Here is a 23,884-nt window from a genome sequence, read left to right as displayed (position 1 = left end):
TTTGCGGTGCTTTTTTGTGTTCATAAGAAAGGAGTTGAGAGATTGGAAGAAAAAGCGAATGAGAAAGTAGAGGAGAAAAAGAGAATAAGCTTGAATCCATTCCATTACTGGCACAGCAACAGGTATGAAATAGACCAATTTATGAGAATGAAGTTTCACTCGTATTTGGTCACCGCTTCTTTTAGTCTGCAAATGTTGCTAATTCTACCCTCTGCATTCTTATCCTACATTGCCATTATTATGGGATGGGAATTGCCGACATTTTTTATTAGATATGATTCAATTCATTGGTTTTGGTTATTAGTCAGTCTAAACATACCTCTTGCTGCCTGGCTGTATTCAACTATCACTTCCCCTATAAAGAAGGGGTATAAGTTGATAATTGACTGGAAACAAACGATAAAAGGGAGAAATCTAGCAGCGATTTTCTCTGGTATTCCTTTTTTTGTGATGGGTTGGGCAGTATGCGCGAGGTATGTCCAAGATAACTACTCAGCAACACTACTAGCGATTGACGTGACAAATACCCATCCACATTTATTATTTACAAACTTTTCAAGTGTGCTAGGAATTTTATATTTTGCTCCAGTACTTGGCACAGGGTTTGCTTTGTTTTTAGGTATTCGCCATTTTATGAAATACGAAGACATAAGGGAGCAATTTTATGAGTGGGAATTTAGACCTCTCAGCAAAGTAGCCTTTAGTCTAGAAGATGACTCCGCAGATGTTATTGTAGGGTGGGAGAAGGACTCGAAAAAACCTATCGTCCTCAAGGAGAATGAACGGTATATTCATAAGTTAGTTAACGGAGCTACGGGAAGCGGTAAGACCTCCACCCAATTGTTAGTTGAGATTACACAAGATTTAGTTCGTATTGCTAGAGGGCAAAAATTGTCGGTTGTAATGTTGGAGCCAAAAGGGGATGCCGTTGCAGACATCCTAGAAATTTGTGATGAGTTAGAAATCCCTCGAGAAAAAATAAAAGTAGTAGACCCTACAGATAAAATACGATCTATAAAATTCAACCCTTTTAGTGGACCACTTGAAGCTGCAGCAGAATCATTCCGAGGAGCTCTAGACAGTTTAACGGGTGACCAAGATTCTTTCTTCCGTGGTCAACAAGGAGAAACAGCAAGTATGTTTACCATGTTAGCTAAGTTGAGATACGGCAACAGGGCTAATATTCTCCATATACAACAAATGTTTACCGATGCAAGGTACTTAGGCGATATGGCTGAGGAAGTACGAGAAGAAATAGAAGATAAGATAAGTAAATGGCGGGTTAAAGAACAATCTTTAAGTGCTCAATTAAATGCTCTCAAAGAACACTCTGGAGATCCCCATGAACGTTTAAAACTAAGTGATGAACTAGAAGGTATTAAACATAATTTAAAAGACTTAGAGAAACATTCACGAATTGTTGCCTATTTTGAAGATGAGGTTCTTGAGTATAAAACCTATAGAGACCAAAAGACAGGCGATACAATACCAGTCACCTATTCAAATGGAAAATATGAAGGAAGACAAGTAGTAGATAACAAAAAGGATAAGTACATTACAGGTGCAAAAAAATATCTTAATGATATTGCTATGAATACCATGCTTACGGACTTAATGGTAGGGAACGATGATGAAGCACTTGATCTGGATCAATTTCTAGATGAAGGCGGGATCTTGTTAGTGAATAGTGCGCTAGGTGAGCTTGAAGAATTGAGTTTATTATTAGGTCAATTCTTTACTCGGCAATTTCAAAGCGCTGTATTTAGACGTCCTAGCGAAAAAGACGGTAACTACAAACGGATTCCTACATTCTTTACGATTGATGAGTTTCCACTCTATGCAAACGAAGCGTTTGAACGTTTCTTAACTTTAGGACGTTCTTATAAGGTGGGCGTAACCATTGCTATCCAATCACTTGGTCAGTTAGAACGAATTGTACCAGGTTATAGACAGGTTATAATGGCCAACTCATCGACCAAAGTTGTCTTCGGTAGAGGGGTTTATGATGACAACCTAATCTTCTCGAATGAATTTGGTGAGGAATATGAATATGAAGAGTCTTTGAATGAATCAACTACACCAGTTACGGTAGGAAATCCAAGTTGGTCCTATCGTCATAACACTCAAAGGAAATTAATAGCCAGATTTACTCCAACACAGATTAGAGAATTAAAGTTTAAGCATATGATTGTCTCTACTGTTAAAGAAGACGGTAGTGCTGCACCTCCTGTCCATGCCATAGGTAGGTTTTTAAATGAAACAGACTTTATTGATAAATATTTAGATGTGTCATCTTTGACTTTACGAACAAAAGAGTCAAATCCGCTAGATATAGGGGCAGCCGTTAGTAAGTTTAGAGAGTTAATCACCCCACCAACAAAAGAGGAAGCTCAAAGTGTACATGAAGGAATTGAGCCATCCATACCTGCCGAGTCTACAAATGAGGATGATGAGTATTATTCAGACCTAACGTTAGACCTAGCAGGAGAAGAGCATAAAGAAGAGCATAAGGTATTGAATAGAAAGGAAGTGAATAAGGAGGAAGGGGTAAGCAAGGAAATTGAGGTAGTAAATGAAGTTGCTGTAGTAAAAGAAATCCCTAAGAATGTAGAACCGATTGCCCTTTTTAACGAAAATGACTCAGCAGCATCTAATGAGGAGCAATTGAAACCTACACTAAATGAGGAACCACCTACCGATACCACAGCACCTCCTAAGTTAAAGAGAATGAAAAAACCTAAAGAACTCGGGGTAGAACAGCTAAGCTTATTGGATATGGCCACTAAAGCGCAATCCAATATTTCCTCAGATACTAAGGTGAATGAGTTAAAGGTTCCATCTTATCCGGAAGTAAATGAGATTGTTGAGGAAGCTAAAGAAGTAAGTGACCCTCTAAATGAGGAACTTCCTTTTGGAGAGAATGATGAGGTAGTTCAAGAGTTTACTAATAGCATACCGGATGAACATCAAAGTAAAAACTTACAAGTACTTTTAGACGAAGTGAGTCAGGAAGCTGTCATAACTCCCCCTTTACCGCATAAAGTTAAATCTGATGTAAAGGACCAACCTAGTGCTACCAACAAGCATAGTGATCATCTCGTTTCAAACTTTGATGAAGAAGATGATGATTTTTAACGAACTTCCGAAAGAAGTCTCCCTCTTCAAGCGTGTGAAGGGCATAGCCCAACGGTAAGGGGGAGATGAATTTCGGTTGGGCGACAGCCCAAAGACTGTTACTTTCGAATGCTATATGGTATATAATCAGTCTTATAACGAATAAGGACTGATGTATCAATGAAATTAGATAGTAATAATCATTCAGTCTTCTCGATGTATTACCATCTTGTTTTGGTTGTAAAATACAGAAGAAGCGTCATTGACGACACGATTTCAGACTATGCGAAAAATAAATTTGTCTCTTTGGGCGAGAATTACAATATTACATTGGTCGAGTGGAACCACGACATTGACCACGTTCATATTCTGTTCAAAGCTCACCCAAATACGGAATTATCCAAGTTCATCAACGCTTACAAAAGTGCCAGTTCAAGGCTTATTAAAAAAGAGTTTCCTTTTGTTCGAAAAGAGTTATGGAAAGAGATGTTCTGGTCAAGAAGCTTTTGTTTGTTGACGACTGGCGGTTCACCTATTGAAGTCGTGAAAAAATATATTGAAAATCAAGGAATGAAATGAGGTGATTTGATATGGCTAAGCAAAACAAAGCGTATAAATTCCGTTTGTACCCCACAGAAGAACAGGAATTGGTTATCCGCAAAACCTTCGGTTGTGTTCGCTTTGTGTATAACAAAATGCTAGATGAACGAAAAGCGACTTATGAGTTACTGAAAGAGGATAAAGAAGTATTGAAAAAAGTGAAACATCCTACTCCCGCAAAGTACAAGCGTGAGTTTGAGTGGTTGAAAGAAGTAGACTCATTATCTTTAGCGAACGCTCAACTAAACTTGGATAAAGCGTATAAAGCCTTTTTCAAAGGCAATGGTAAGTTTCCAAAGTTTAAAAGCAAACGACATAAACAAAGCTATACAACCAATGTCGTCAATGGAAACATTCAACTGTTGGACAGTCATATCAAATTGCCGAAACTCAAAATGGTTAAAATCAAACAACATCGAACCATTCCTTCGGAATGTATCATTAAGTCCTGTACCATTTCTTTGTCTTCATCAGGAAAATACTACATCTCTATTTTGACAGAGTACGAAAAAGAGATTGAAAGCAAAAGAATTGAAAGTGTTGTAGGATTGGATTTTGCGATGAATGGATTGTTTGTCGATAGCGAAGGTAAGAAAGCCAATTACCCGAAGTTCTATCGTCAAATGCTCGACAAGTTAGCACAAGAACAACGCAAACTTTCTCGAAAGAAGAAAGGTTCTTCAAATTGGAACAAACAACGGATTCGAGTTGCCAGAATTCAAGAGAAGGTCGCTAATCAACGAAAAAACTTTCTTCACCATAAGTCAAAAGAATTGGTGTCCAATTATGATGCCGTCATCATTGAGGATTTGGATATGAAAGGGATGTCACAAGCCTTGAAGTTTGGCAAGAGTGTTGCCGATAACGGATGGGGGATGTTCACCTCCTTCCTGAAATACAAACTAAATGAGCAAGGAAAACAACTTGTGAAAATCGACAAATGGTTTCCGTCAACAAAAACTTGTTCCTGTTGTGGAAACACACAACCAATGCCAATGAACCTTCGGTCATACATTTGCAGCTGCGGACTGCATCTCGATAGAGATGTCAATGCGGCAATCAACATCAAAAAAGAAGGCATTCGCTTATTAGCGATCGCCTAATCACAAAATATAAACTCTTGGAACAAGAGGGTTAGCTTGGTTGATTTCGTCAGCTATCAAAAGTGGCGATTACCCAAGAAGCCCCCACTTCAAGCAACCCGTAAGGGTGGTACGTGGCGAGTAGTTCACGATATTCACTGGTCCTAATTTCTCATCAATGTACTTAGATGTTCATGAAACCATTGCAAATAAGAACTAATCTTTGTATACTCTAGGTAGAACAACCTATATATGACTAAGATGTAGTTACGGAAGCACCGTAAAACAACGCCACATGTGCGTCGTTTTTGCGGTGCTTTTTTGTGTCTACACAATTAAAAGGAGTGTTAAGTATGGCTCAACGATTAGACCGTAATGAGGAACAGATGATTTCGTGGAATGAACTCATCGGATCATCAAAACGTAATACCGTTCTTTATGCTAGGGCAATAGGTATTGAGAACATCAATAATAATGAGTGCTTAAAGCTAGATTATAAAGGAATATTCGGCTATCTTCCTAAAGCCCTTATTGACACCTATGAGCTAAAAGGAATTCAATCAATGGTTGGTAAGGTATTTGAGTTTGTTGTTAACTACACCGACCGCGAAGCCGGAATTTTTGGTGCTGACCGTATTAAAGCACTTGAAGTATTATCTAACAGGTTCTGGTCTACCGCTGAAGTAGATAAGAGCTATGAAGCCTTCGTAAGAGGGGTTGACCAGTACAACGTATATCTATTAGTTGAGGGTGTACCTACAAAAATGCACCGCAAAGACTTCAGTTATGACTTTTATAAAGACATGAGAGATGTTGTAGGCTTAGGGGATGTTATCGACGTTAAGCTGCTTGATTATGAAAAGCCATCTGTAGAGGCTGAAGCAATCGATGACATTAACAGTATTAATGTCATTACAGAAGATGAAACGGAAGAAGTTGTTCAAGAGCGCAAATTAAAACCTGGACAAATCCTTGTAAGCCGTAAGGCATTAGAAAAAGATCCTTGGGATTATATCAATCAATATCAAGTTGGTTCTACCTACCTTGGAGTGATTCAAAATATCAATATCGACTACGGTATTTTCTTGAAACTAGAACCATTTGGCTTACCGGTTCGTTCTAACTTCCCACCAAATACAGATCTCCGCTTGTTACAAGAAGGGGAAGAAGTAAACGTAAGGATTCGCGACATTGATATTGCTAAGCGTCAGATTAGTACGGTTATTATTACGCCAAGGCAGGGGGCGTTAAAACGTACAAGAGATCATCGTTTAAGACAGGGTTTATTGTATGACAGAAAATAGTCTGCTTCACTTTAATGAAGACAAAATTAAACATAAGAAGAAGCAAGAAGTCGTTCGTAAGACGACTTCTCTTCCTCCTATCGTTAAAGCAACAGACAATCCATATGATGCTGTGACTAGTCCGTTGGATATTCTGGATTACCTGCCTCCAGATAATAGTAAGTTTGCTTTATATGCAGATCCTTATGGTCGCATGATGTATTACGAACCCAAAATTGGCAATAGCCAAGGTAGATACTGGTTACAAGAGACGCTAGAATCGCACTCGATCACTCAAGAAGAAATGAAGTTATTACAGTTTCTTTCAACCAATCGTATTGCTACCCGTAACCAAATACAACGAGTTTTGTTCGATTCTACGGTGTCAGTAGATAAAGTTAAAAGGTTTCTTCAGAAATGCAGAAAGCGCGGGATCATTTGCTCATTCAGTTGGATCTCACCTTTAAAGGACGGCCGAAAAAAACCTCTAGTATATGGACTGACACGAGTGGGCGTTGAAGCGGTTTATCACTTGTATAGAGAAGAACTTGAGCGTGAGTTTACTTTCCAACCAATTATCTTTCCGGAAGGTAAAGCACCGGATATGACTAACTTCTATCTTGATTTAGCTGCAAATGAATTATATTCGGAGTTAAAACGATTAGATCGAGTAATAGAGTGGGAACGCAAGAAGAGGACTTACCGATTTCCTAATGGTCGATTTTATAAACCATTTGTATCTTTTGAAGTGATAAAAGATGAAGGAGAATTCCATAAATTCTGGCTTGAAGTAGTGAGAGTGTTTCCCGGGTGGGAATCCGCTGTAGCAGGTAGGTTTCGTTTAATTCAAGAAGCATTTGAACAACTTGCTCCTGCAGAAAGACCTTCTCGCGTTGTTCTTATCGTTGATTCCGTATCAAGGGTAGAGTGCTTATGTGATGCAGCCAATGATATCATGCCCGATGTGCCAATCCGTTTTACCACGGATGAACTTCTATTAGAGGGGATTAACCAAAATACATTTTTACGTCGTAAAGATGATGGATCATTAGTTCGTTCTCCTATTCCATTTCTATCTGAGTCCCACACAGGAATGAACGCAAGTGAATACTTCGCAAGTTTATCAGAATCATTTCAGGATGAGGTGGAGGATCTCTTTGAAGATTAAATCAAAACAAAAAGAATTAGGACTAGAATGGTATTGGATGATGCAACTTGAATGTAGTTTGCCCCAATTATTTAAATACCTCCGACTAGAAGAGGCGGGAATTACCTTCACTCACTTTGCTGAGTGGGTGGTGTTCCCTCATCTCATTCGACCAGACCTTATTGATGTACTATACCTACGGACTCGAAATCGGGAGCAATCTACTGAGTATATCACTATAAAAAATGAGGAATTCAGTGTTACTAAAGAACAGCAGTTTTATATTGACTACACTCTTGAGTTGGCCTACATAAAATATTTTCATGCCCTAACTAGTAGCGAGCGTTTACATCATGTGTATGATATGAAGCCTGAAACCTTTGAGGTATTTCTATCTACTTTAAAAGATGAAGGTTATGCAGACTCTCTTGAGCTTAGCAGCATTCAGTACTTTTACAATAAAAGAGCAGGAGGAGAGTCTAATGAAGAAGGCGATTGACCTAATCTTAAGTGATCATTCAGGAGAAATCGTAACAGATTATGCCATTGAAAAGGTGATAGAAGTAGATGGAACGTATTACGCCAAAGCAACACATCCAAATGATGCAATGGTATTTGTCCGTATTGTGACTGCATCTACTGGTGAAATGGAATTAGAAGATATTACTGATAAACAGGAGTACCTAGCAGTTACTCAAAAATTTTCTGATATTCCTGCTTTTAGGGAGAGGGATTGAAACTTAGGAGGTTATGTCATGCAACGCGCTCTTGATATTTTAAAAGAGTTGATTCTTATATATTTACTACCCCCAATCATAGTAAGCCATTTAATCATTTATGTATTCCTCTAATCAATGTCTCTCCCAGAAAGTTTTACTAGGAAGATGCTAATTCAGCATCTTTTTTTGATTAAAGAGATCGTTATAGAATTCTCTATTAAGTAATACGAGAATCAGACACACACAGTATCCGTCCTGAATCAATGCTACAGGTGCTTGCTACAGCGATATACAGGTGAAATGAGGTTAGTCGTGTTTCAAGATAGAAAAACACTTTCCCCTTAAAGGTGGTCTTGCAACAAGTAGATTATAAGTGACACACATTTCAAGAGTTATATTGCACCATAAGTAAATATAAAACAGTCCAATTCCTCCACATAATTGTTGAGAAACCGGACTGTCTATAATTATTTTTATTGCAAAACAGCGCTGAAAATAACTTGGTTGGACATAGTAGTTATGGCTCTGTAATTTAGCTGATTATATATCATCTTGCTGTCAAATTATTAATCGTGGGTGAATTGTATACTTTATAACGATTATAACCATGACCTGACTTAAAACTAAAAAGCCACGATATAGTACTTGTATTACTTATTGTATGAGAAATTCCTGCTGTTACACCATATGCAGTTAAATTTACACCTGTACTTGTAGTACGAGTAGAACTATGGGAAAATCTTTGTGATGATCCTGGAAGATACTCTGATCCTGTTACCGAACTAAATGACTTACCATTACCACCAGTTGTACTTCCCCAATTTGTTCCACCTAACCATGAAGTAGCATTTTTTGTTCTATATTCATTCCCGTTTGGATGTCGCCATAACGAGTTCGCAAATCTCACTTGAGTTCTCGCCCACCTGCCCTCATCGGAAACTGAAGAGCCTGTTCTTGTTGGGTACGTTGTTTGAGAACCATAAGAAATAGATCTACTTCCACTTACTTCAGCCGAACCATTCTTAAATATAGTTCTTGTTTGGAATGATGTTGAGGTATTTGAATTTCTACTAATTGTAAGTGTAGTGTCTACCCCCTTAATAGCATGGACGGGGACTACATTTACCCATTCATCCGTATTTGTCGTAGATACTCTATTATATCCAACACATGCTATACATTGGATTGAGATCGAATCATCTGATTCAGGGTATAAATAAGTATGCGGTTGATCAACCTCTACAAATTGTAAATCTAATCCTTCATCCAAATTATTTAAAGTCATATAATCAATTATATTAATCTTATCATCCATAGAAACGTTTTCGTACTCATTAAAATAAAACCTATCGAAATTGTATACACTTACATGCTCTGGAGTTGAAACAATCATAGAATAAGGAATTTTATAGTGACTTTCTTTTGAAAATTGAGTAACTAGCTCACTAGGAGGGGTAATTTCAATATCATTGATTTCATCATAATTAATAATGACGTTGATCAATTCAGTTTGATTTATTTCTTCAAAGATTTGAACTTGAATTTTAGCTTGATCTACATAATCATCTTGCGATTTTTCATCAATATTGAAGGTTTGTATTAATGGATTATCTTCACTACTTTCTTCCAATAATACTTCTTTTATAACTTCTAAATCGGTAGTCACACTTATTTTGTTACTTTTTAAACTTTGTAAAATTTCTTCATCATATTTTGATAATTTTTTGTTCACGTCTGTCTCAGAGGCTGCCACAAAATTTGCAAAAGATGTGAAAATCAAAAAGAAAATACTGAGCAAAAATAATACTTTAACCCTTGCTATATCAAATTTACATACCATCCTAGAACCTACCTCCTTTTATTTATAGGTAAATAATACCTTACTAAACAGTAAAAACATACTATAATTTTACAAAATATATAAAAATATTGAATCTTTTAGTAATTAAGGTGTATATTATTAGAAATAAGGAGGGGTTACCATTAAAAATCGAAGATTAATATTCATAATCTGCTTTATTCTCGTCATTATAATATCTGCATTTATCTTCCTGTTTCGATCTGAAAACAATGCTCAGTTCAATATAACCTCACAAACCGTCTTTCCTCATAATGAACAAACCTATATGAGCTTTATTTTTTATATAGATGGTAATTATTTCAGAACAAAAAAATTAGAGGGTATTAGCTTTAATAACATGGAAATTAATAATGTTTACTTAATACCAAACGAGGTGTTGGATTACACTGATTTACAGTTAGAAAATGACTATAAATTCTATGAAGCTACAGAAATAGAAAAATATAAAAAATACACGATTGTCATTGGACCCGTAATAAGAGAAGCGATTAATGACGATACAAAAGTAACATTAAAGCTTAATACTAATGAATTTTCTTTTTATTGGGATTGATAGAATAGCCAAAAACAATGAACATAAAAAAAGCGAGGCTGTAATAACATAACAGCCTCGTACTACTAAGCATTTAATTATTTTTTTTAAAAAAATCTGCATGACGAATGGAACTAGCTTTATTGTAAAATAAAGAATTATAAAAAATGTAAAATTCCGCTCTAACATACTTCTTTGTTTCGACATTAGTGTAACTATCCCAGAAGAATAGCAAGACTACCATTTTATTGCTCTCTTTTGAACTAAGAAACAACCTAATAGCTTTACGTTAATAGAAACCACTTTTTTGTATTGTATTTAATAGATTTTCATCATTCGACATGCTATAATTACTCTATATTACTCTCTTTATTTTTACTTCTATTGAACCCAAGCGGGTGCAATATTCTCTTGTTTACCAAAACGTCAATCAAGGCGAATTTCTGTCCAAATGACAGCAAAGTTCCTCTTGATTGGCGTTTTTTTTGTGCCAAAAATCGGATGAAGGAGGAAAATTATGAAAGCAGCTATTTTAGTTGATGAGCAAAATGCGATGAGTACCATGCACCTGATGGATGTAAAGGGACTCACAAGATGGAAAACGTTTTTTGATGCCATTCACCATGTCGTAAAAAGGGATTACCCTACATTACAGATGGATTATTGTATGTATGGCGCGGTTGTTCCAAAGAAAGTCAATTATAGCTTACATGAAAAGAGACGTCGTTTCTTCCACTCTTTAAGCAAAGATCAAATCAAAGTATCACTTGGATATTGTCTTTTAAATGCCCAAGGAGTGATGACTGAAAAAGGGGTAGATGTAGAACTTGCGTTAGACATTTACCAAAAGGCACTAGAAGGATATGAACTACTTATTGTCTTTAGTGGCGACTCGGACCTAGTGCCAGCTATAGAAAGAGCGAAAGCGTTAGGTACCAAGGTAGTTGCTGTATTAGGGGATAATCAGCCTGCAACACATATGAGTAAAGTGTGTGATGCGACGATTCCTTTTACTGCCATCGTTCACCTCTTACCCAAATCATCGATTGTATTTTTTAAAGAAACCCATTTAAAAGGAGCTGTCTTAACATGACACGTTACACAGAGAAAGCAATGCAATTAAGTGAGTCAACTCAAAAGCGCCGTGAGCAAGCGTTTAATGTCATTCCTGAAGCTTATCATTCATTTATTGTTATGATGGCCGAGCAAGAATGTATAGGAGCTGCTAATGAACTATCTAAAGACGAAATTGACGTGGGTATCATGCTGCAAGATGGTAAAGCCTATTGTTCTATTTCAAAGCCCTATATGATGGTAGACGGACGTGTAAAGTGGGCTAGAGATGAACATAAGCAGAATGAAAAGAAGTTATTTATTCATCCACCTGCAATCTCAGAAGATGGTACCTTTTTAACTGTACATGTGGAAAGTGAATGGCTAGGAAGTAGTTCTGGTAGTAGTACAATCCCCGTAGGAAACCAAGGGTTTGCTGCCACCTCTGCTATTGAAATGGCTCAAACTTCCGCATTAGGGCGTGCACTTGGCTTTCTAGGGTACGGTCTAATCGGTGGCGGCTTTATTACAGCTGAAGAAAAACAGAGCAAAGATCAATCTACCTCAATGATAAATAAGAAAACAAACGATTCTACAGAGGATGATTTAGATCTTGTGAAGTTTAGAGTAGAGGAAAATCCACAAATTAATGCGGATTCTACTTGTTTTGTTAAAGGGATGCTGCAGGATCGTACATTTGTTGATGTGTTATTTCCTAAAGCATTATTAAGCGACGCAAGGAAACTTACTATCAATGATGTCATTTGTATATTAGGTTATCGTCATGATGCAGTGATACGAGTTCAGAGGTTCGCTACTACAGAGGACCAGCAGATACAAACAGCATAAGACTTATGAGAAGAGAGCCCGAGGTTCTCTTCTTTATTTTTTAATTTAAACCCATTTATAAGGAGAGATTCTTTTATGAAAACTATTAATTTTACTATGCCAGCAAATTATCCTTTACAGTCTTACCGTGATCGATTCCATACAGTTGTAGACCAAGTAGAAGTAGCAACCCATAAAGATAAAATGATTTACCGTATTACTTACTCTAAGTTGTTATTGCCAGGCTACTTTGTCGTAGAAGATGAAAACGGATCAAATGTAGGGAGCTTTATTCACCATTGCGAAGCAAATCAAGAAGGTAAAAGTTGTGTCCATCTAGGTGCAGCTGTCATATTAGCCGAAGACCTTGGTGTGCCTTTAAAGAAAATAACTGTAAAAACGCTATCAAGCCACATTGAAAAGCATCCATATCAGGATTTGGAATACACGACCATTGAAACGACTATAAAAGCAGTAGAACCTCCAAGCTCAGTCAAAATTCCAAGAAGTAAGGGTAAAAGTGCTTCTCAAAACTGGAAAGAAGGTTGGAAAGAGATTGAACAATATCTCACTTCTCAAAATTTCACTCGCGGGATGATCGGTGCGGTACAAGAAAAACGTAAACATGTGTGTGACAAGGTTTCTTTACAACCCATCTGCACCCCCCCAATAAAACCAGTCTTCCCTTATGAAGGTGAGATTCTAGCCAGGGCTGTTCGTCATGTCATTTCAGGACGCGATTTACTGCTTGTCGGTGGAAAAGGAACAGGAAAGGACACATTGTGTTCAACCTTAGCATGGATTTTCGGATTACCCTTGCTACTAGTGACAGGTAATGTAGATGAAACTAGAGAATCTGTAGTCGGCGGTGCTGGGTTTAAAGATAATCAAACTACTTTTGAAAAGAGCCCTTTTACTCAATGTCTGGAGCAAGGGGGAATTACGCATTATGCGGAATTAAATATGATGTCAGGAGATGTAACCTCTATATTTCACAGTGTTTTAGATGATAACAAGGTGTTACCTACACCAAATGGAGTCATCAAACGCCATCCTCATCATTTATTTATTGGCAGCATTAACTTAGGGGAAGGGTATGCAGGAGTTAAGACTCTTAATGATGCCCTAAAAGATCGCTTGGCGGTAATTCACTTACCGTATGCAAAAAACTTTAGAGGAATGATAGAGCGTAAAACAGGTGTGACCAGTGCATCCATCCTTTCCTTATTAGAGAAAGTACGGTCAGCTATTAAACGCTTAATTTCCGAAGAAAATCAGGGTGATTCAGCAGACACGATTCGTGGCTATATTGCTGCAGCTGAACACTTACAAAAATTTGGTACAACTGAAGATATCAAAGCAGAAGCTTTGGAAGATTTTATCGTCAATAGAGTGGAGGACTTGGATGAACGTATGGCTGTAAGACAAGCTGTTCGTTTAGCTTGGGCCGAATTTCCGGTGAACGATGAAGAAGAACATTACGAGGGAGGATATTAACTATGAGTATCCAATTAATTCAGCAAGAGCGTGAGAGGAAGCGACTATACCGCTTCCTCCGTTTTAATTTCAATCATCAGTTTGAGATGTTTTGGTCAAATAAAGGAACGTCCTATACCGATGGGAAAGATATCTACATTCAATTTGAGATGCAACAGCCTGCTAGACGTCCATTTACTGAAGCAGAATGTAAACTCCTTCGTAAAGGACATAGCATACACGAGGTAGGTCATCTAGCCTTTGACCAGCTCCAAGACTACTTTAAGTGGTTGAAAGATCTTACAAGCCAAAAGAATGAAGATTGGATGCAAAATAAGGGTTATCCTCATGATTGGGTTGTGTTTTTTGGAAACATGGCCCTCGATGGACGTATGGAGAATCTTTGTATCTTAAAAGACCCATCCTACGCTCCTTATATTGATTTCAATAATTATGAATGGCGGTTTGGTATACGTGGTGAACAGGCTGGGGAGTGTCGTATTAAAGATTTCAGAGAAGCGTATGGTTCACGAGTTCTAGGTTTAGAAGATATACCAAATTGGCATATCGAAACTATGGAAGTAATTGAAGACATACAACCTCTCCTTGAATTAGCACGCTTTTCTCCTACTACTCAATCCTGTTTAGACTATATTAAGGAAATTATGGAGAAAGTATGGCCAACCATATTGTCTTGGTATAACGAGAACGGAAAAAAACCTGATCAAGAATCAGATGATTCCTTTTTTACTGTGTCCCATGAAGAACCAACCTACCAATCAGATGACGGCGATCAACATGCTCAGGAGGTACTAGAAGCTAACGGACTCCTCACCAGTGATGGCGATATTGACCTTTCAAATGCCTCTAAACGCTCTTTAAACAATACAAAGCAAATTGTAAAAGACTTACTTAGTAAAGAAGAAAAGCAATTAACTAAGGAACAGCAGGAGGACCCTCAGTTTAAAACTGAGCGTAACCAATTAGACATTCCTACACCGGAGGGGCAGCAATCTTGTGACATCATTGTTCGCCCATTAAAAGATTCAAATATAAACCACTATCATTACCATCTGCAGAAAGTAAAGCGACAGATCATACCCTTTAGTAAAACTCTACAGAAGCTTTTAGAAGGGAAAAAAGATCAAGTCAGAAGAAATCAACGTAGTGGAAAATTTGATCCTTCAAAGGCGTGGAAAGCAAGTAAATTAGAACAAGATGATGTATTTGTAAAGAATAAGAAAGGCTCTCCTTCAAAAGGAGCTGCCATTCAAGTGATCTGGGATCAATCAGGCAGTACAGATATGTTTTATGGAAAAGAAATGATTATTGACCAAATGAAACAAGCAGCAATTCTTTTGGCCGAAGCTTGCCAGAGGATTAACCTACCATTAAGCATGCATGGGTTTAGTACTGATTTCTTAGAAGAAGCTTGCACTTATGTAGATGAAATCTACCCTCTAGTTAGTTTTGAGTCGGGTCTAAAAGATTATAACCGTTCACTAATTGGAGGAGTACATCCAAGGAGAACTAATCACGATCCAGCTGCACTTGCATGGGGATATGAACAATTGAAAAAGAGGAAAGAGGATATTCGGCTCCTCATCATGATTTCCGATGGGTTACCGTGTTTTGAGGGAAATGAGGACACAAGCACGATGTCCACTCTTGTGAAACAAGCTGAAAAAGAGGGGATAGAGACTCTTTGTTTATTCATTGGGGATCATTCACCAGTAATTATTGATCAGGTTAGAGAAATGTATCCTAGCCGCAGCATTATTGCTAAAAGTGGTCTCATAAAAGAAACTGAAAGACACGTTAAACGTATTATACGGAATAGATTATAAGTAATTTTAAAACCACATCTATTGATGTGGTCAGGCTGTTGAGAAAGTCTTCTCAACAGCCTATTTTTATACTTTAAACCAATTATTCAGATAGATATAATATATATAGAAAAAATGTGCTGAGGTGATGACATTGTTACGTCCGATTCGTGAAAAACAAATTGAATTAGAGATGGTATCTATTGATCAACTGGTTCCTGAAGATCATCTTTTACGGAAAATTGATGCGACGATTGATTTTAATTTCATCTATGACCGTGTGAAGTCTTTTTATTCCGAAGATAATGGGCGTCCTCCCATTGACCCTGTCATGCTATTCAAAATGATGCTCGTTGGATACCTTTTTGGCATCCGCTCTGAAAGACAGTTGGAGAAAGAGATTCAAACTAATGTAGCTTACCGCTGGTTCCTAGGTTTAAACTTGACGGACTCTGTTCCTCACCATTCTACAATTAGCTTTAATCGCCATAAACGCTTTAAAGGGACGAAGATCTTTCAAGACATCTTCGATGAAGTAGTTCTTTTGGCAATGGAACACCGTATGGTTGGTGGTCGATTACTTTTTACAGACTCGACTCATTTAAAAGCGAATGCAAACAAGCGTAAATTTGTAAAAGAAACCGTTCAAGTTGACACAAGAGAATACATAGAGGAGTTAAATCAAGCAATCGAAGACGATCGCAAAGCTCATGGAAAAAAGCCATTACCCAAAAAGGAGAAGGAGGTGGAGGAAAAAGAGATTAAAGTGAGTACAACGGATAAAGATAGCGGATATATGTTTAGAGATGGAAAGCCTGAAGGGTTCTTCTATTTAGATCACCGTACGACCGACCACAAATACAATATTATTACAGATGTCTATGTTACTCCTGGCAATGTTCATGACTCTCGCCCTTACTTGGAACGATTAGATCGGCAATGTACTCGATTCGATTTTAAACTAGAGGCTGTTGGACTTGATGCAGGGTATTTAACCATGCCTATTTGTCATGGACTTGACCAAAGAGGCATTATGGGTGTCATTGCTCACCGAAGATTTTCGACCGTAAAAGGACTACTACCTAAATGGAAGTTTACGTTTGATCATGAAACAGACACTTACATTTGTCCTCAGTCACAAGTTTTAACCTACGCAACGACAAATCGTGAAGGATATCGGCAATACCATTCCAACCCAGAGATCTGTAAAGATTGCCCGTCGCTTTCTCAATGTACTAAATCTAAAAATCATAAGAAGGTTATCACCCGTCATGTATGGGAGGATAAGAAAGAGAAAGTTCGAGAGAATCGCCTCTCACCCGAAGGAAAGACCATTTACAAAATGAGAAAAGAAACAATAGAGCGAAGCTTTGCGGATTCAAAACAACTCCACGGGCTTCGCTACTGCCGGTTACGCAGCTTAGAGGGTGCGAGCGAACAAGCGCTAATGACTGCGACAGCGCAGAACATAAAGAAGATCGCAAACCACCTCACTAGAGGGTGAGGTGGCTTGCGATCCTCTTTAGACTCTTGTTCCATTTGTATTTTTAGATGTCTAACTAAATAAATGAGAAACCCGCCTTCTAAATAAGGGGGGTTTCTCAACAATCTGACCACATCTATTGATGTGGTTTTTTTATGTGCCAGGCAACATTTTAAGTTTTTATCTTTTCCATGCTCTTCATATGAAAATCTTTTAATTGTTTTTCTATGCAACTTACTGAACCAATCGGAAAGCTAGTTTCACTCCACAATATAGATTCGCACTCATTAGACGTTGCATTCGGAAAATATTTGTTAACTAAATCTTTCCATGTCATACCGTACATTACTTTGCACTCCTACATTTCACTTTCTGTCATACCTTGCGCCTTATATAACTCATCGAAAATTATCTTCTATACACTTCTATTATCGGCTTTTATTGAGGATTATGAAACTTCTTCTTCTTCATCCTCTAATCGTATGGCAACCATACATTTTTCAGGATTCTTACTTTTTTCTACCCGTCTCTTGGCGGTAGGCATGGTTAGCCACTTGATATAATCAGCCGAAACATTTAATTGTTTTGCACATTCTTCAGCAGTACCTAATACTAAAAATTCGTCACCTTTATATACGGCATATTCATTAACAAACCTCATTTTCTATAACCTCCAGTTCGATCAATTTCATAGAATAGTTGGGAATATTGGCGAGAAATAAAGGGAGGGGAATCCCTCCTTTTAGGTATTAGCTACTGCTCTTGGGTATTCGGTAGGTAAAATATCATATAATGGCGCTCCTCTAAGATGATTAACCATCTCTTCATGACCTATATAGTCCTTTACTTCATGTGCCATCTCTAAAGCTTCATCAAGGGATAAAAATTTCTGTACTTTCCTTTCTTTCTTCTTCAATTTAAACGCACCAGTCTCGGTCTTTTCAGCTGGGCCTTCTTCAATCTGAAAAACATATTGATTTCTATCTGTGTAAAAAATGGAGAGAATGCGACCTCTAACTTTTCCATCTTTTACTGATCCACCGTGAATATGTACGCCATTATCTCGGCTAAAGCCCACACCGTAACGTTTAGAGAAGGTGTGATTCAACATTTCAGATAAGATCACTTTAGCTCTGCCTTTACTAAGGTATGCCTTCTCGTAATCCTTTCCATGCTCCGTAATCCCAATAATGATTTTTCCTTTATATGTGAACTCTTCATGCTTATTTTTGTTATACATCTTACTTCCCGATAACATCGATGTGACATCTAGGGTACTTTTCTTATTGGCAGACTTATAGATTTTCACTTCTCTGGATGGCGTATTTGGAGATATAAATGCATCTACCTTTTCTGTTGTAATTTGTAACTCATTCATCTGTTTCTGAAGTTGCTCAAGCTTCATCATGATTTGATTCATAGGTTCCATAGTCGTATCGACTCCCTTTAGGTTTTTGGTGTTCTTACTCTATCTTTATACTACATTAAACTACATGTAGTTGCAAGTTATCGTGCCCTCATTTATAATCAAAACAAAACAAAGGGTAAAGGAAGGAAGTATCATTTTATGTCAGAGAAAAATAAGAGGGGATTAACTACCCGTAAGCCTCTTTCCAATGCAATTGATAAAGAACTATACGATCGTTTAGATCAATTGCATAAAGAGACAAAGGTTCCAAAGTCGAAACTTCTTGACGAAGCGATTGAATTATTATTAGAAAAAAGAAAAGGATAGAATGTTTTCGCCACATGCCCTTACTAATCGTATCTTGACTATTAAGCAATACTTTTGAGATAATAGATTCAAGATAATATTCTGATTAAATTCCAGAAGCACTGGGCATACGGGCTACCCGTATGCCCTTTTTTATTGGTTAGGAGGGCTACCTTGTGGCATTAAACATTGATAATCCTTTGAAGGAGGATCAAATGGCTGAGACAATTAAAAAGTCAATAGCAACCATTTTAGCGCGTGCTTCTGCTTCTTTTAAAGACGACCTAACACCTACAGCTAAGTACGGTATTATTCAACAGTATATTCCTTCTTTGAGAAGGCAAACTACGGCAAACTTACAGCACACTTTATTTTTGCTATCTCGGAAAGAGACCTCTTCTGTAAATGAATTTCAAATTCAATTAGTAGAAGAAGCTTTAAAAGCACGAAAGAAGATCAATAAGAGATTACCAATGGAAAGAAACTATGCAGAAGCTCCTATCTTTTCAGTCACCAATCGGTCAGCAAGAGCTTTAGTTAAGCTGCAGAATAAGAATGGAGAAATTGTAGAGTCTCGAAAAGGATATAGAAAAATCGAGTATTATGGTAAGAATGACCTTACTACTATGGACTTTAAAGTTTTTGCCGGTTTACAAAAGTTATGGGATGTTAAAGGGCATAACAAAAAGTTCTCACTGAAATTTGCCGAATTATGTGAAGTCCTAGATTTAGCCTTGGAAGGTGGAAATTATAAATTAGTAGGGGACAGTATTTTTAAGCTTTCTACGACCTCTATAGTTATGGAGGATTATAACGATCCATTACTTAAGAAGAGTATAACAACTAGAGTGCACAATTTAATCCAATCAGCTGAAATAAACAGAGATCTTAATAGTGCAGATATTGTTTTTAATGATTACCTGCAAAGTGGTTTGGAACTTGGGAACCGAATTGATTTAGATGCTTTAATATTCAATGACCTAGGTTCATTAACCACTAAGCTTCTATATCCACTATTAAGTTCACTTTTGACTGAGACGAAAACACTTGATTTGGATAAAATTATTCAATCTCTCAATATACAAAATAAAGAGAGGAAGGCGGTCTTAAAGCAATTAAGAGAATCATTTGACGACCTAAAAAACAAAGACCTGATTGAAGAATATACTTTCATTAAAGTAAATCGAAGTTACAAAATGGTAGAGGTAATACCCACAAAAGAGCTCATAAATGCGCTAGATCAAGGGATTACTTTGAGTAAAGAGTCCTAATGTAGAAAAATGTCGAAAAGTTTTTAGGATTTTTCATCAGGGGTACTGTACTCCGAAAGGGGGTACTGCACTCCGTCTAACAGGGGTACTGTACTCCGAAAGGGGGTACTGTACTCCGTCTAACAGGGGTACTGTACTCCGTAAAGGGGTACTGCACTCCGTAAAGGGGTATTGTACTCCGTCTAACAGGGGTATCGCACTCCGTTTATATGTAAATTCAATCCAATTGCGGTGCCTATCCTTTTTGTGTAGAATAAAAGAGATTATTGGAAAGAGTATGCAATCTCATAGATTTTCAAGCTGCGCCAACAGCTTTGGATACAGAAAAAAGAGTCGATCCAAAGGATCAACTCTAGTGTGAGAATAGAATCTACAAACGCCAATTTGTAGATAGTTTCATTCATCCGGACGGCCAATCCAACAAGATGAATGTTTAGTCGTAAAAAACTAAATACTTATCAAACACTTCGCAAAAAAATAGGTTGCGAGGTCGTCTTTAGTTTTGTCTTTTTTAGATACTTTTATTATACGTAACCTTTCATACATTTTCAAGTGTGCGACTAGGTAATCCACTACTATTTTTCATTCCAGAAAGGAGGTGAACTAAATGAGCCAATCTAAGGTAGCCGATCAAACGAATCAAGCAATGACATCGTTGCAGACACCTATTCGTATAAGCTTTCCATTTTTTCAACATGCCTTCGGCTTACATTTAGAGGATATGGAAGCAATTGGGAGAGTGACACCTACAGAGATTGACTTGATGATCATTTTGCATAAAATTTGTAACACGAATGGAGTAATTCGTTATACCAATCGAAATCAAATCTATACTCGTTACAAAGCATATTTTACAAACCCATCTTCTGCATCGCAGTTTTACGATGCTTTTCAAAGATTCATTGAAAAAGGGTTAGTTAAAGAGAGTTATTGTGAAGACCGAGATTTGTATAGCTATACTTTACAACACTTCCTAAAAGAAGACGGCAAGCCTGAACGTTTTGCGACCATCCACCAACTTGTTTTCGGTCAAGCTTTTCAAAAGTTGACTCTAAGTGCGCGTAAGCTCTTTTTCTTGGTTGCTATGCGTCAAGAAAATAAACAGCAAATCATTCATATGACTTTAAAAGGAAAAAAGGGTTTATATACACGTTTAAGAAAGTCCTTGCCTGTGCAAATCCAATCTTCAATGGATGAATTAATCGAGGCCGGTTTCTTTACTTATGGATATATACAAAAAGAGAAGGGTGTTTACCACCAAGCGGTCTGCTGTGTTCATGAAGATTACCATTGTAAAATGACAGGAGCCCATTTGCGTGATCCGCTAGAACCCACCATTAGATACCCGAGAAAAGTAGGTTTTATTAAAAGGTTACTTGATGCTAAGGGTATCGGGGAGCTAGCTGGTGAGATTGGAGCATTTATTCACCTCTTTAAACGTATAGGCAATCGAGTCATTCGTAATATGATTCGTGAATTAGCTCATTACATAAAAACAACAGGGCAATACCCTTCAATACCAGATTTTATCAAAAAGCAAACTCGTAGAGAATCAGAACGGAACATTATAGATTTAGCCTACGAATATGACTTTGACCAATATGTCACTGAGGATAACGATCCTATAAAACGCGAAGAGGCTTTCCATCATTTTGCGGTTAACTTATCAAGAGTGATCAACCTCAAGGATATGAGGAAAGCATTTAGCAAAGCAAGAAAGGCCTTAAAAGATTATGGAACAAGGATTGATGAAGTCTATATTGATGACTATATTACCTATGGACCTTTAGGCAAGGAAAAAGAGATGGGAGTGATCGTACAACGAGCATACCAGGAGAGAATAAAGCCTAACTCCTTCAAAGCTCTTGTACGTAAAGCTGAATTCTTTTATGCGCAAGGCGAGTTCTCACTTAAAGAATGTTATGACTGGTTGCTTGCGGTGATTAAAACGGCTAAAGAAGAGGACAAAATGCAGCCAAGATATCAGCTTTCCTATCATGCCGATGAATTCATAGTGAAAATATGGGAAAGTCCATCCTTTTCTTAGCTCTCTTTCAAAAAAATGGAAGAAAGAGGGCTTTTTGTCATGGCTGTAATTTTTAAAAACAAACTTTAGGATATATAAAACCATGCTTATGGTAGAGATCGATTCTCATAAATATTAAAAAACCAAAAAGAAAAATGTGGATAATGTTAGTTCCGTGTACAAGTGCGTAAAACTGTTGATAACATTACCTTTATTTAGCATGAGATTACCACTAAAATAAACAGTTCAAAATCCTTTCGGAATTATAATATTTAGCTTTAATCTGGTTTGGGATTACATAATATATGAAGCGTTTCCAATCGAGGGTACTCTTAGGGTTTTATCTTATAATAATAGCTCTTAACGTTAATCTATTAAGAAAAAATGAATCTCTTAAACGAAGTCTTCTTAAACGCTTTTAGGTTTTAAACGTATTTCTTCTATATATATTTATTAAGTATTCTCTCTTTTTTCGTTATATTTAATTGCTACACAATTAATAGAAAGATATGTTATAATTCACCTATAGTTCTTTTATTTCCTTTTTATTTTCACCTAAACCATGCGGTATAGGACTTCCTTATTACAAACACTCATCCGAGTGCCTAATCTACAACTCTTATTTGAGTATGTGATTGGTCATTGGGATGGGTGTTTTTTTTATGCTCAAAATACAATGACGAAAGGAGATTTCTGTTATGACAGCAGAAACAAAAAAACCATTTAAAAGGATTAGCCAGGAGACTATTCAAGAAGTTTTAGATGTATCTATATTGGATATTTCTGAACAACTTGGTCACAGTCCTAGGCGATCAGGTAAACAATACGCAATTTTTTGCCCCAGCCCTAATCATGGATCTGAGCGGACACCTGACACCTATATTGAGCCTTACAAAAATATCTTTAAGTGCTTTGGAGGTGGAGGCTGCGGATGTGGGGGAAACAGTTCTATTGCATATTACAGTTGGACAGAGAACGGTGAGTACGATCCCAAAAAGCATTTCTTAAGTAGTGTAAAAGGTGTTGCTGCTCTAATGGGCATATCATTGAAATACACAGATGGAAGCTCTGAAAAAGCTACCATTGCTCCCGTTAAGCGTACAAAGGTTTATAAACCAAAGGAAACAGAGCCTAGAGACGATGGGGAATGTGACCGTCTATACCGGTCCTTTCTTTCATTATGTCCTATTAGGGCGCATCATTATGAAGAATGGAAGAGTCGTGGGTATTCCAATGAAGAGATCAAATTGTTTGGATTAAGAAGTGTTCCTAATAAAGAAGAATTACAAGATATTCTTCAATCTCTCCATCAACAAGGATTCGATCTGAAACATATTCCAGGTTTTTCGCAAAGAGCAAGTAAATCAGCTGAAGGACTAGTATGGGAATGGTCGATTAATGCTACAGATGGCTACTTTATTCCAGTACGTAATGAAATTGGACAGTGGTATCGAATGAGGATTCGCAGGGATGCAGGAAAGCCAAAATATATTTGGTTTAGTTCTTATGACAATTCAGATGATACTTCATGCGAAGTATATCTATTGCGAAGATATGGAGCTTCTTCCGGTGCGCCTTTAAACATAACTGTGCCAACCAATGTTGTACAGAATTGGCATGTTGGTGACTCCATCCAAGATTACTTTTCTACAGATACTGTAATTAGTACAGAAGGGGAACACAAGTCTCAACTCTCTGCTAATATACTTCAGACATTAGTTGATGGTGTACCAGGTGTAGGTAATGTGTGAGTTGTTCTTGCACAAAGTTGAGTAGAAATACTTAATAAAAGCAAGGGACATTGGTTATACCATTGTCTAACTTTATATCTGATAAGAACGACTGGAAGTGGTCGTTCGGACTGAAGAT

Annotated in this window: 21 protein-coding genes; 17 read left to right on the top strand and 4 right to left on the bottom strand. The window is 37.3% G+C overall.

The genetic code is table 11. The features are described from left to right. Positions 1 to 42: 42 nt before the first annotated feature. The 7 genes from BPOF4_RS20125 to BPOF4_RS20095 all read left to right on the top strand — a co-directional run bounded on the left by BPOF4_RS20125 (position 43) and on the right by BPOF4_RS20095 (position 7,963). Positions 43 to 3,135, top strand: a complete 3,093-nt coding sequence (locus BPOF4_RS20125; RefSeq protein ID WP_012961097.1) for a type IV secretory system conjugative DNA transfer family protein — start codon at positions 43 to 45, stop codon at positions 3,133 to 3,135. A 159-nt stretch (positions 3,136 to 3,294) separates the two neighbouring features. Then, positions 3,295 to 3,693 carry an IS200/IS605 family transposase gene (gene tnpA / locus BPOF4_RS20120; RefSeq protein ID WP_012960935.1) on the top strand — a complete coding sequence of 133 codons (399 nt, stop codon included), beginning with the start codon at positions 3,295 to 3,297 and terminating at the stop codon, positions 3,691 to 3,693. A gap of 11 nt (positions 3,694 to 3,704) precedes the next feature. Further along, positions 3,705 to 4,817 (top strand): RNA-guided endonuclease TnpB family protein, encoded by a 1,113-nt coding sequence (locus BPOF4_RS20115; protein WP_012961096.1) that lies wholly within the window; start codon positions 3,705 to 3,707, stop codon positions 4,815 to 4,817. Positions 4,818 to 5,149: 332 nt separating this feature from the next. Further along, positions 5,150 to 6,100: a hypothetical protein gene (locus BPOF4_RS20110; protein ID WP_012961095.1), complete on the top strand. Its 951-nt coding sequence runs from the start codon at positions 5,150 to 5,152 to the stop codon at positions 6,098 to 6,100. Continuing rightward, entirely contained in the window at positions 6,087 to 7,247 is a 1,161-nt protein-coding gene (locus tag BPOF4_RS20105) for a replication-relaxation family protein (RefSeq protein ID WP_012961094.1), read from the top strand. The genes BPOF4_RS20110 and BPOF4_RS20105 overlap by 14 nt, the downstream gene beginning before the upstream one ends. Beyond that, positions 7,237 to 7,725 (top strand): hypothetical protein, encoded by a 489-nt coding sequence (locus tag BPOF4_RS20100; protein WP_012961093.1) that lies wholly within the window; start codon positions 7,237 to 7,239, stop codon positions 7,723 to 7,725. The genes BPOF4_RS20105 and BPOF4_RS20100 overlap by 11 nt, the downstream gene beginning before the upstream one ends. Beyond that, positions 7,709 to 7,963, top strand: a complete 255-nt coding sequence (locus tag BPOF4_RS20095; protein ID WP_012961092.1) for a hypothetical protein — start codon at positions 7,709 to 7,711, stop codon at positions 7,961 to 7,963. Before BPOF4_RS20100 ends, BPOF4_RS20095 begins: the two co-directional genes overlap by 17 nt. A gap of 529 nt (positions 7,964 to 8,492) precedes the next feature. On the opposite strand, the gene BPOF4_RS20090 is transcribed toward BPOF4_RS20095, so the two are convergent. Further along, on the bottom strand, positions 8,493 to 9,785 hold the full coding sequence (locus BPOF4_RS20090) for a hypothetical protein (protein ID WP_012961090.1): 1,293 nt from the start codon (positions 9,783 to 9,785) through the stop codon (positions 8,493 to 8,495). A gap of 286 nt (positions 9,786 to 10,071) precedes the next feature. On the opposite strand from BPOF4_RS20090, the gene BPOF4_RS20085 reads away from it, so the two are divergent. The 6 genes from BPOF4_RS20085 to BPOF4_RS20060 all read left to right on the top strand — a co-directional run bounded on the left by BPOF4_RS20085 (position 10,072) and on the right by BPOF4_RS20060 (position 17,025). Continuing rightward, the gene (locus BPOF4_RS20085) at positions 10,072 to 10,359 is read left to right on the top strand and encodes a hypothetical protein (protein ID WP_012961089.1); all 288 of its coding nucleotides are present in this window, start codon (positions 10,072 to 10,074) and stop codon (positions 10,357 to 10,359) included. A gap of 496 nt (positions 10,360 to 10,855) precedes the next feature. Further along, positions 10,856 to 11,431, top strand: coding sequence for an NYN domain-containing protein (locus BPOF4_RS20080; protein ID WP_012961088.1), 576 nt, complete (start codon positions 10,856 to 10,858; stop codon positions 11,429 to 11,431). Beyond that, complete coding sequence (locus BPOF4_RS20075) at positions 11,428 to 12,240, top strand: hypothetical protein (RefSeq protein ID WP_012961087.1); 813 nt, start codon at positions 11,428 to 11,430, stop codon at positions 12,238 to 12,240. The genes BPOF4_RS20080 and BPOF4_RS20075 overlap by 4 nt, the downstream gene beginning before the upstream one ends. A 75-nt stretch (positions 12,241 to 12,315) precedes the next feature. Then, positions 12,316 to 13,716 carry an AAA family ATPase gene (locus tag BPOF4_RS21375; protein WP_012961086.1) on the top strand — a complete coding sequence of 467 codons (1,401 nt, stop codon included), beginning with the start codon at positions 12,316 to 12,318 and terminating at the stop codon, positions 13,714 to 13,716. Between the two features lie 2 nt (positions 13,717 to 13,718). After that, on the top strand, positions 13,719 to 15,542 hold the full coding sequence (locus BPOF4_RS20065; RefSeq protein ID WP_012961085.1) for a vWA domain-containing protein: 1,824 nt from the start codon (positions 13,719 to 13,721) through the stop codon (positions 15,540 to 15,542). A gap of 133 nt (positions 15,543 to 15,675) precedes the next feature. Then, positions 15,676 to 17,025, top strand: a complete 1,350-nt coding sequence (locus tag BPOF4_RS20060; RefSeq protein ID WP_012958852.1) for an IS1182-like element ISBspe1 family transposase — start codon at positions 15,676 to 15,678, stop codon at positions 17,023 to 17,025. Between the two features lie 151 nt (positions 17,026 to 17,176). Here the strand turns inward: BPOF4_RS20060 and BPOF4_RS22325 are convergent, their stop codons facing one another. The 3 genes from BPOF4_RS22325 to BPOF4_RS20050 form a co-directional block, all read right to left on the bottom strand. Continuing rightward, positions 17,177 to 17,350, bottom strand: coding sequence for a hypothetical protein (locus BPOF4_RS22325; RefSeq protein WP_012961084.1), 174 nt, complete (start codon positions 17,348 to 17,350; stop codon positions 17,177 to 17,179). 102 nt (positions 17,351 to 17,452) lie between these two features. Next, on the bottom strand, positions 17,453 to 17,665 hold the full coding sequence (locus BPOF4_RS20055; RefSeq protein ID WP_012961083.1) for a hypothetical protein: 213 nt from the start codon (positions 17,663 to 17,665) through the stop codon (positions 17,453 to 17,455). 81 nt (positions 17,666 to 17,746) lie between these two features. Further along, positions 17,747 to 18,433 (bottom strand): hypothetical protein, encoded by a 687-nt coding sequence (locus BPOF4_RS20050; RefSeq protein WP_012961082.1) that lies wholly within the window; start codon positions 18,431 to 18,433, stop codon positions 17,747 to 17,749. 138 nt (positions 18,434 to 18,571) lie between these two features. Between BPOF4_RS20050 and BPOF4_RS21805 the strand changes: the two genes are divergently transcribed. The 4 genes from BPOF4_RS21805 to BPOF4_RS20035 all read left to right on the top strand — a co-directional run bounded on the left by BPOF4_RS21805 (position 18,572) and on the right by BPOF4_RS20035 (position 23,766). Next, positions 18,572 to 18,739 carry a ribbon-helix-helix domain-containing protein gene (locus tag BPOF4_RS21805; RefSeq protein WP_012961081.1) on the top strand — a complete coding sequence of 56 codons (168 nt, stop codon included), beginning with the start codon at positions 18,572 to 18,574 and terminating at the stop codon, positions 18,737 to 18,739. Positions 18,740 to 18,894: 155 nt separating this feature from the next. Next, entirely contained in the window at positions 18,895 to 19,989 is a 1,095-nt protein-coding gene (locus BPOF4_RS20045; protein ID WP_012961080.1) for a hypothetical protein, read from the top strand. A gap of 607 nt (positions 19,990 to 20,596) precedes the next feature. Then, positions 20,597 to 22,036 (top strand): hypothetical protein, encoded by a 1,440-nt coding sequence (locus tag BPOF4_RS20040; RefSeq protein WP_012961079.1) that lies wholly within the window; start codon positions 20,597 to 20,599, stop codon positions 22,034 to 22,036. A gap of 677 nt (positions 22,037 to 22,713) precedes the next feature. Next, entirely contained in the window at positions 22,714 to 23,766 is a 1,053-nt protein-coding gene (locus BPOF4_RS20035; protein ID WP_012961078.1) for a CHC2 zinc finger domain-containing protein, read from the top strand. Positions 23,767 to 23,884 lie beyond the last annotated feature (118 nt).

Origin of the sequence: Alkalihalophilus pseudofirmus OF4, assembly GCF_000005825.2 — a bacterium.
GTDB classification, from domain to species: domain Bacteria; phylum Bacillota; class Bacilli; order Bacillales; family Bacillaceae_D; genus Alkalihalophilus; species Alkalihalophilus pseudofirmus.
Note: the sequence above shows the minus strand (reverse complement) of the source record. Positions and strands in the feature narration are given on the sequence as shown.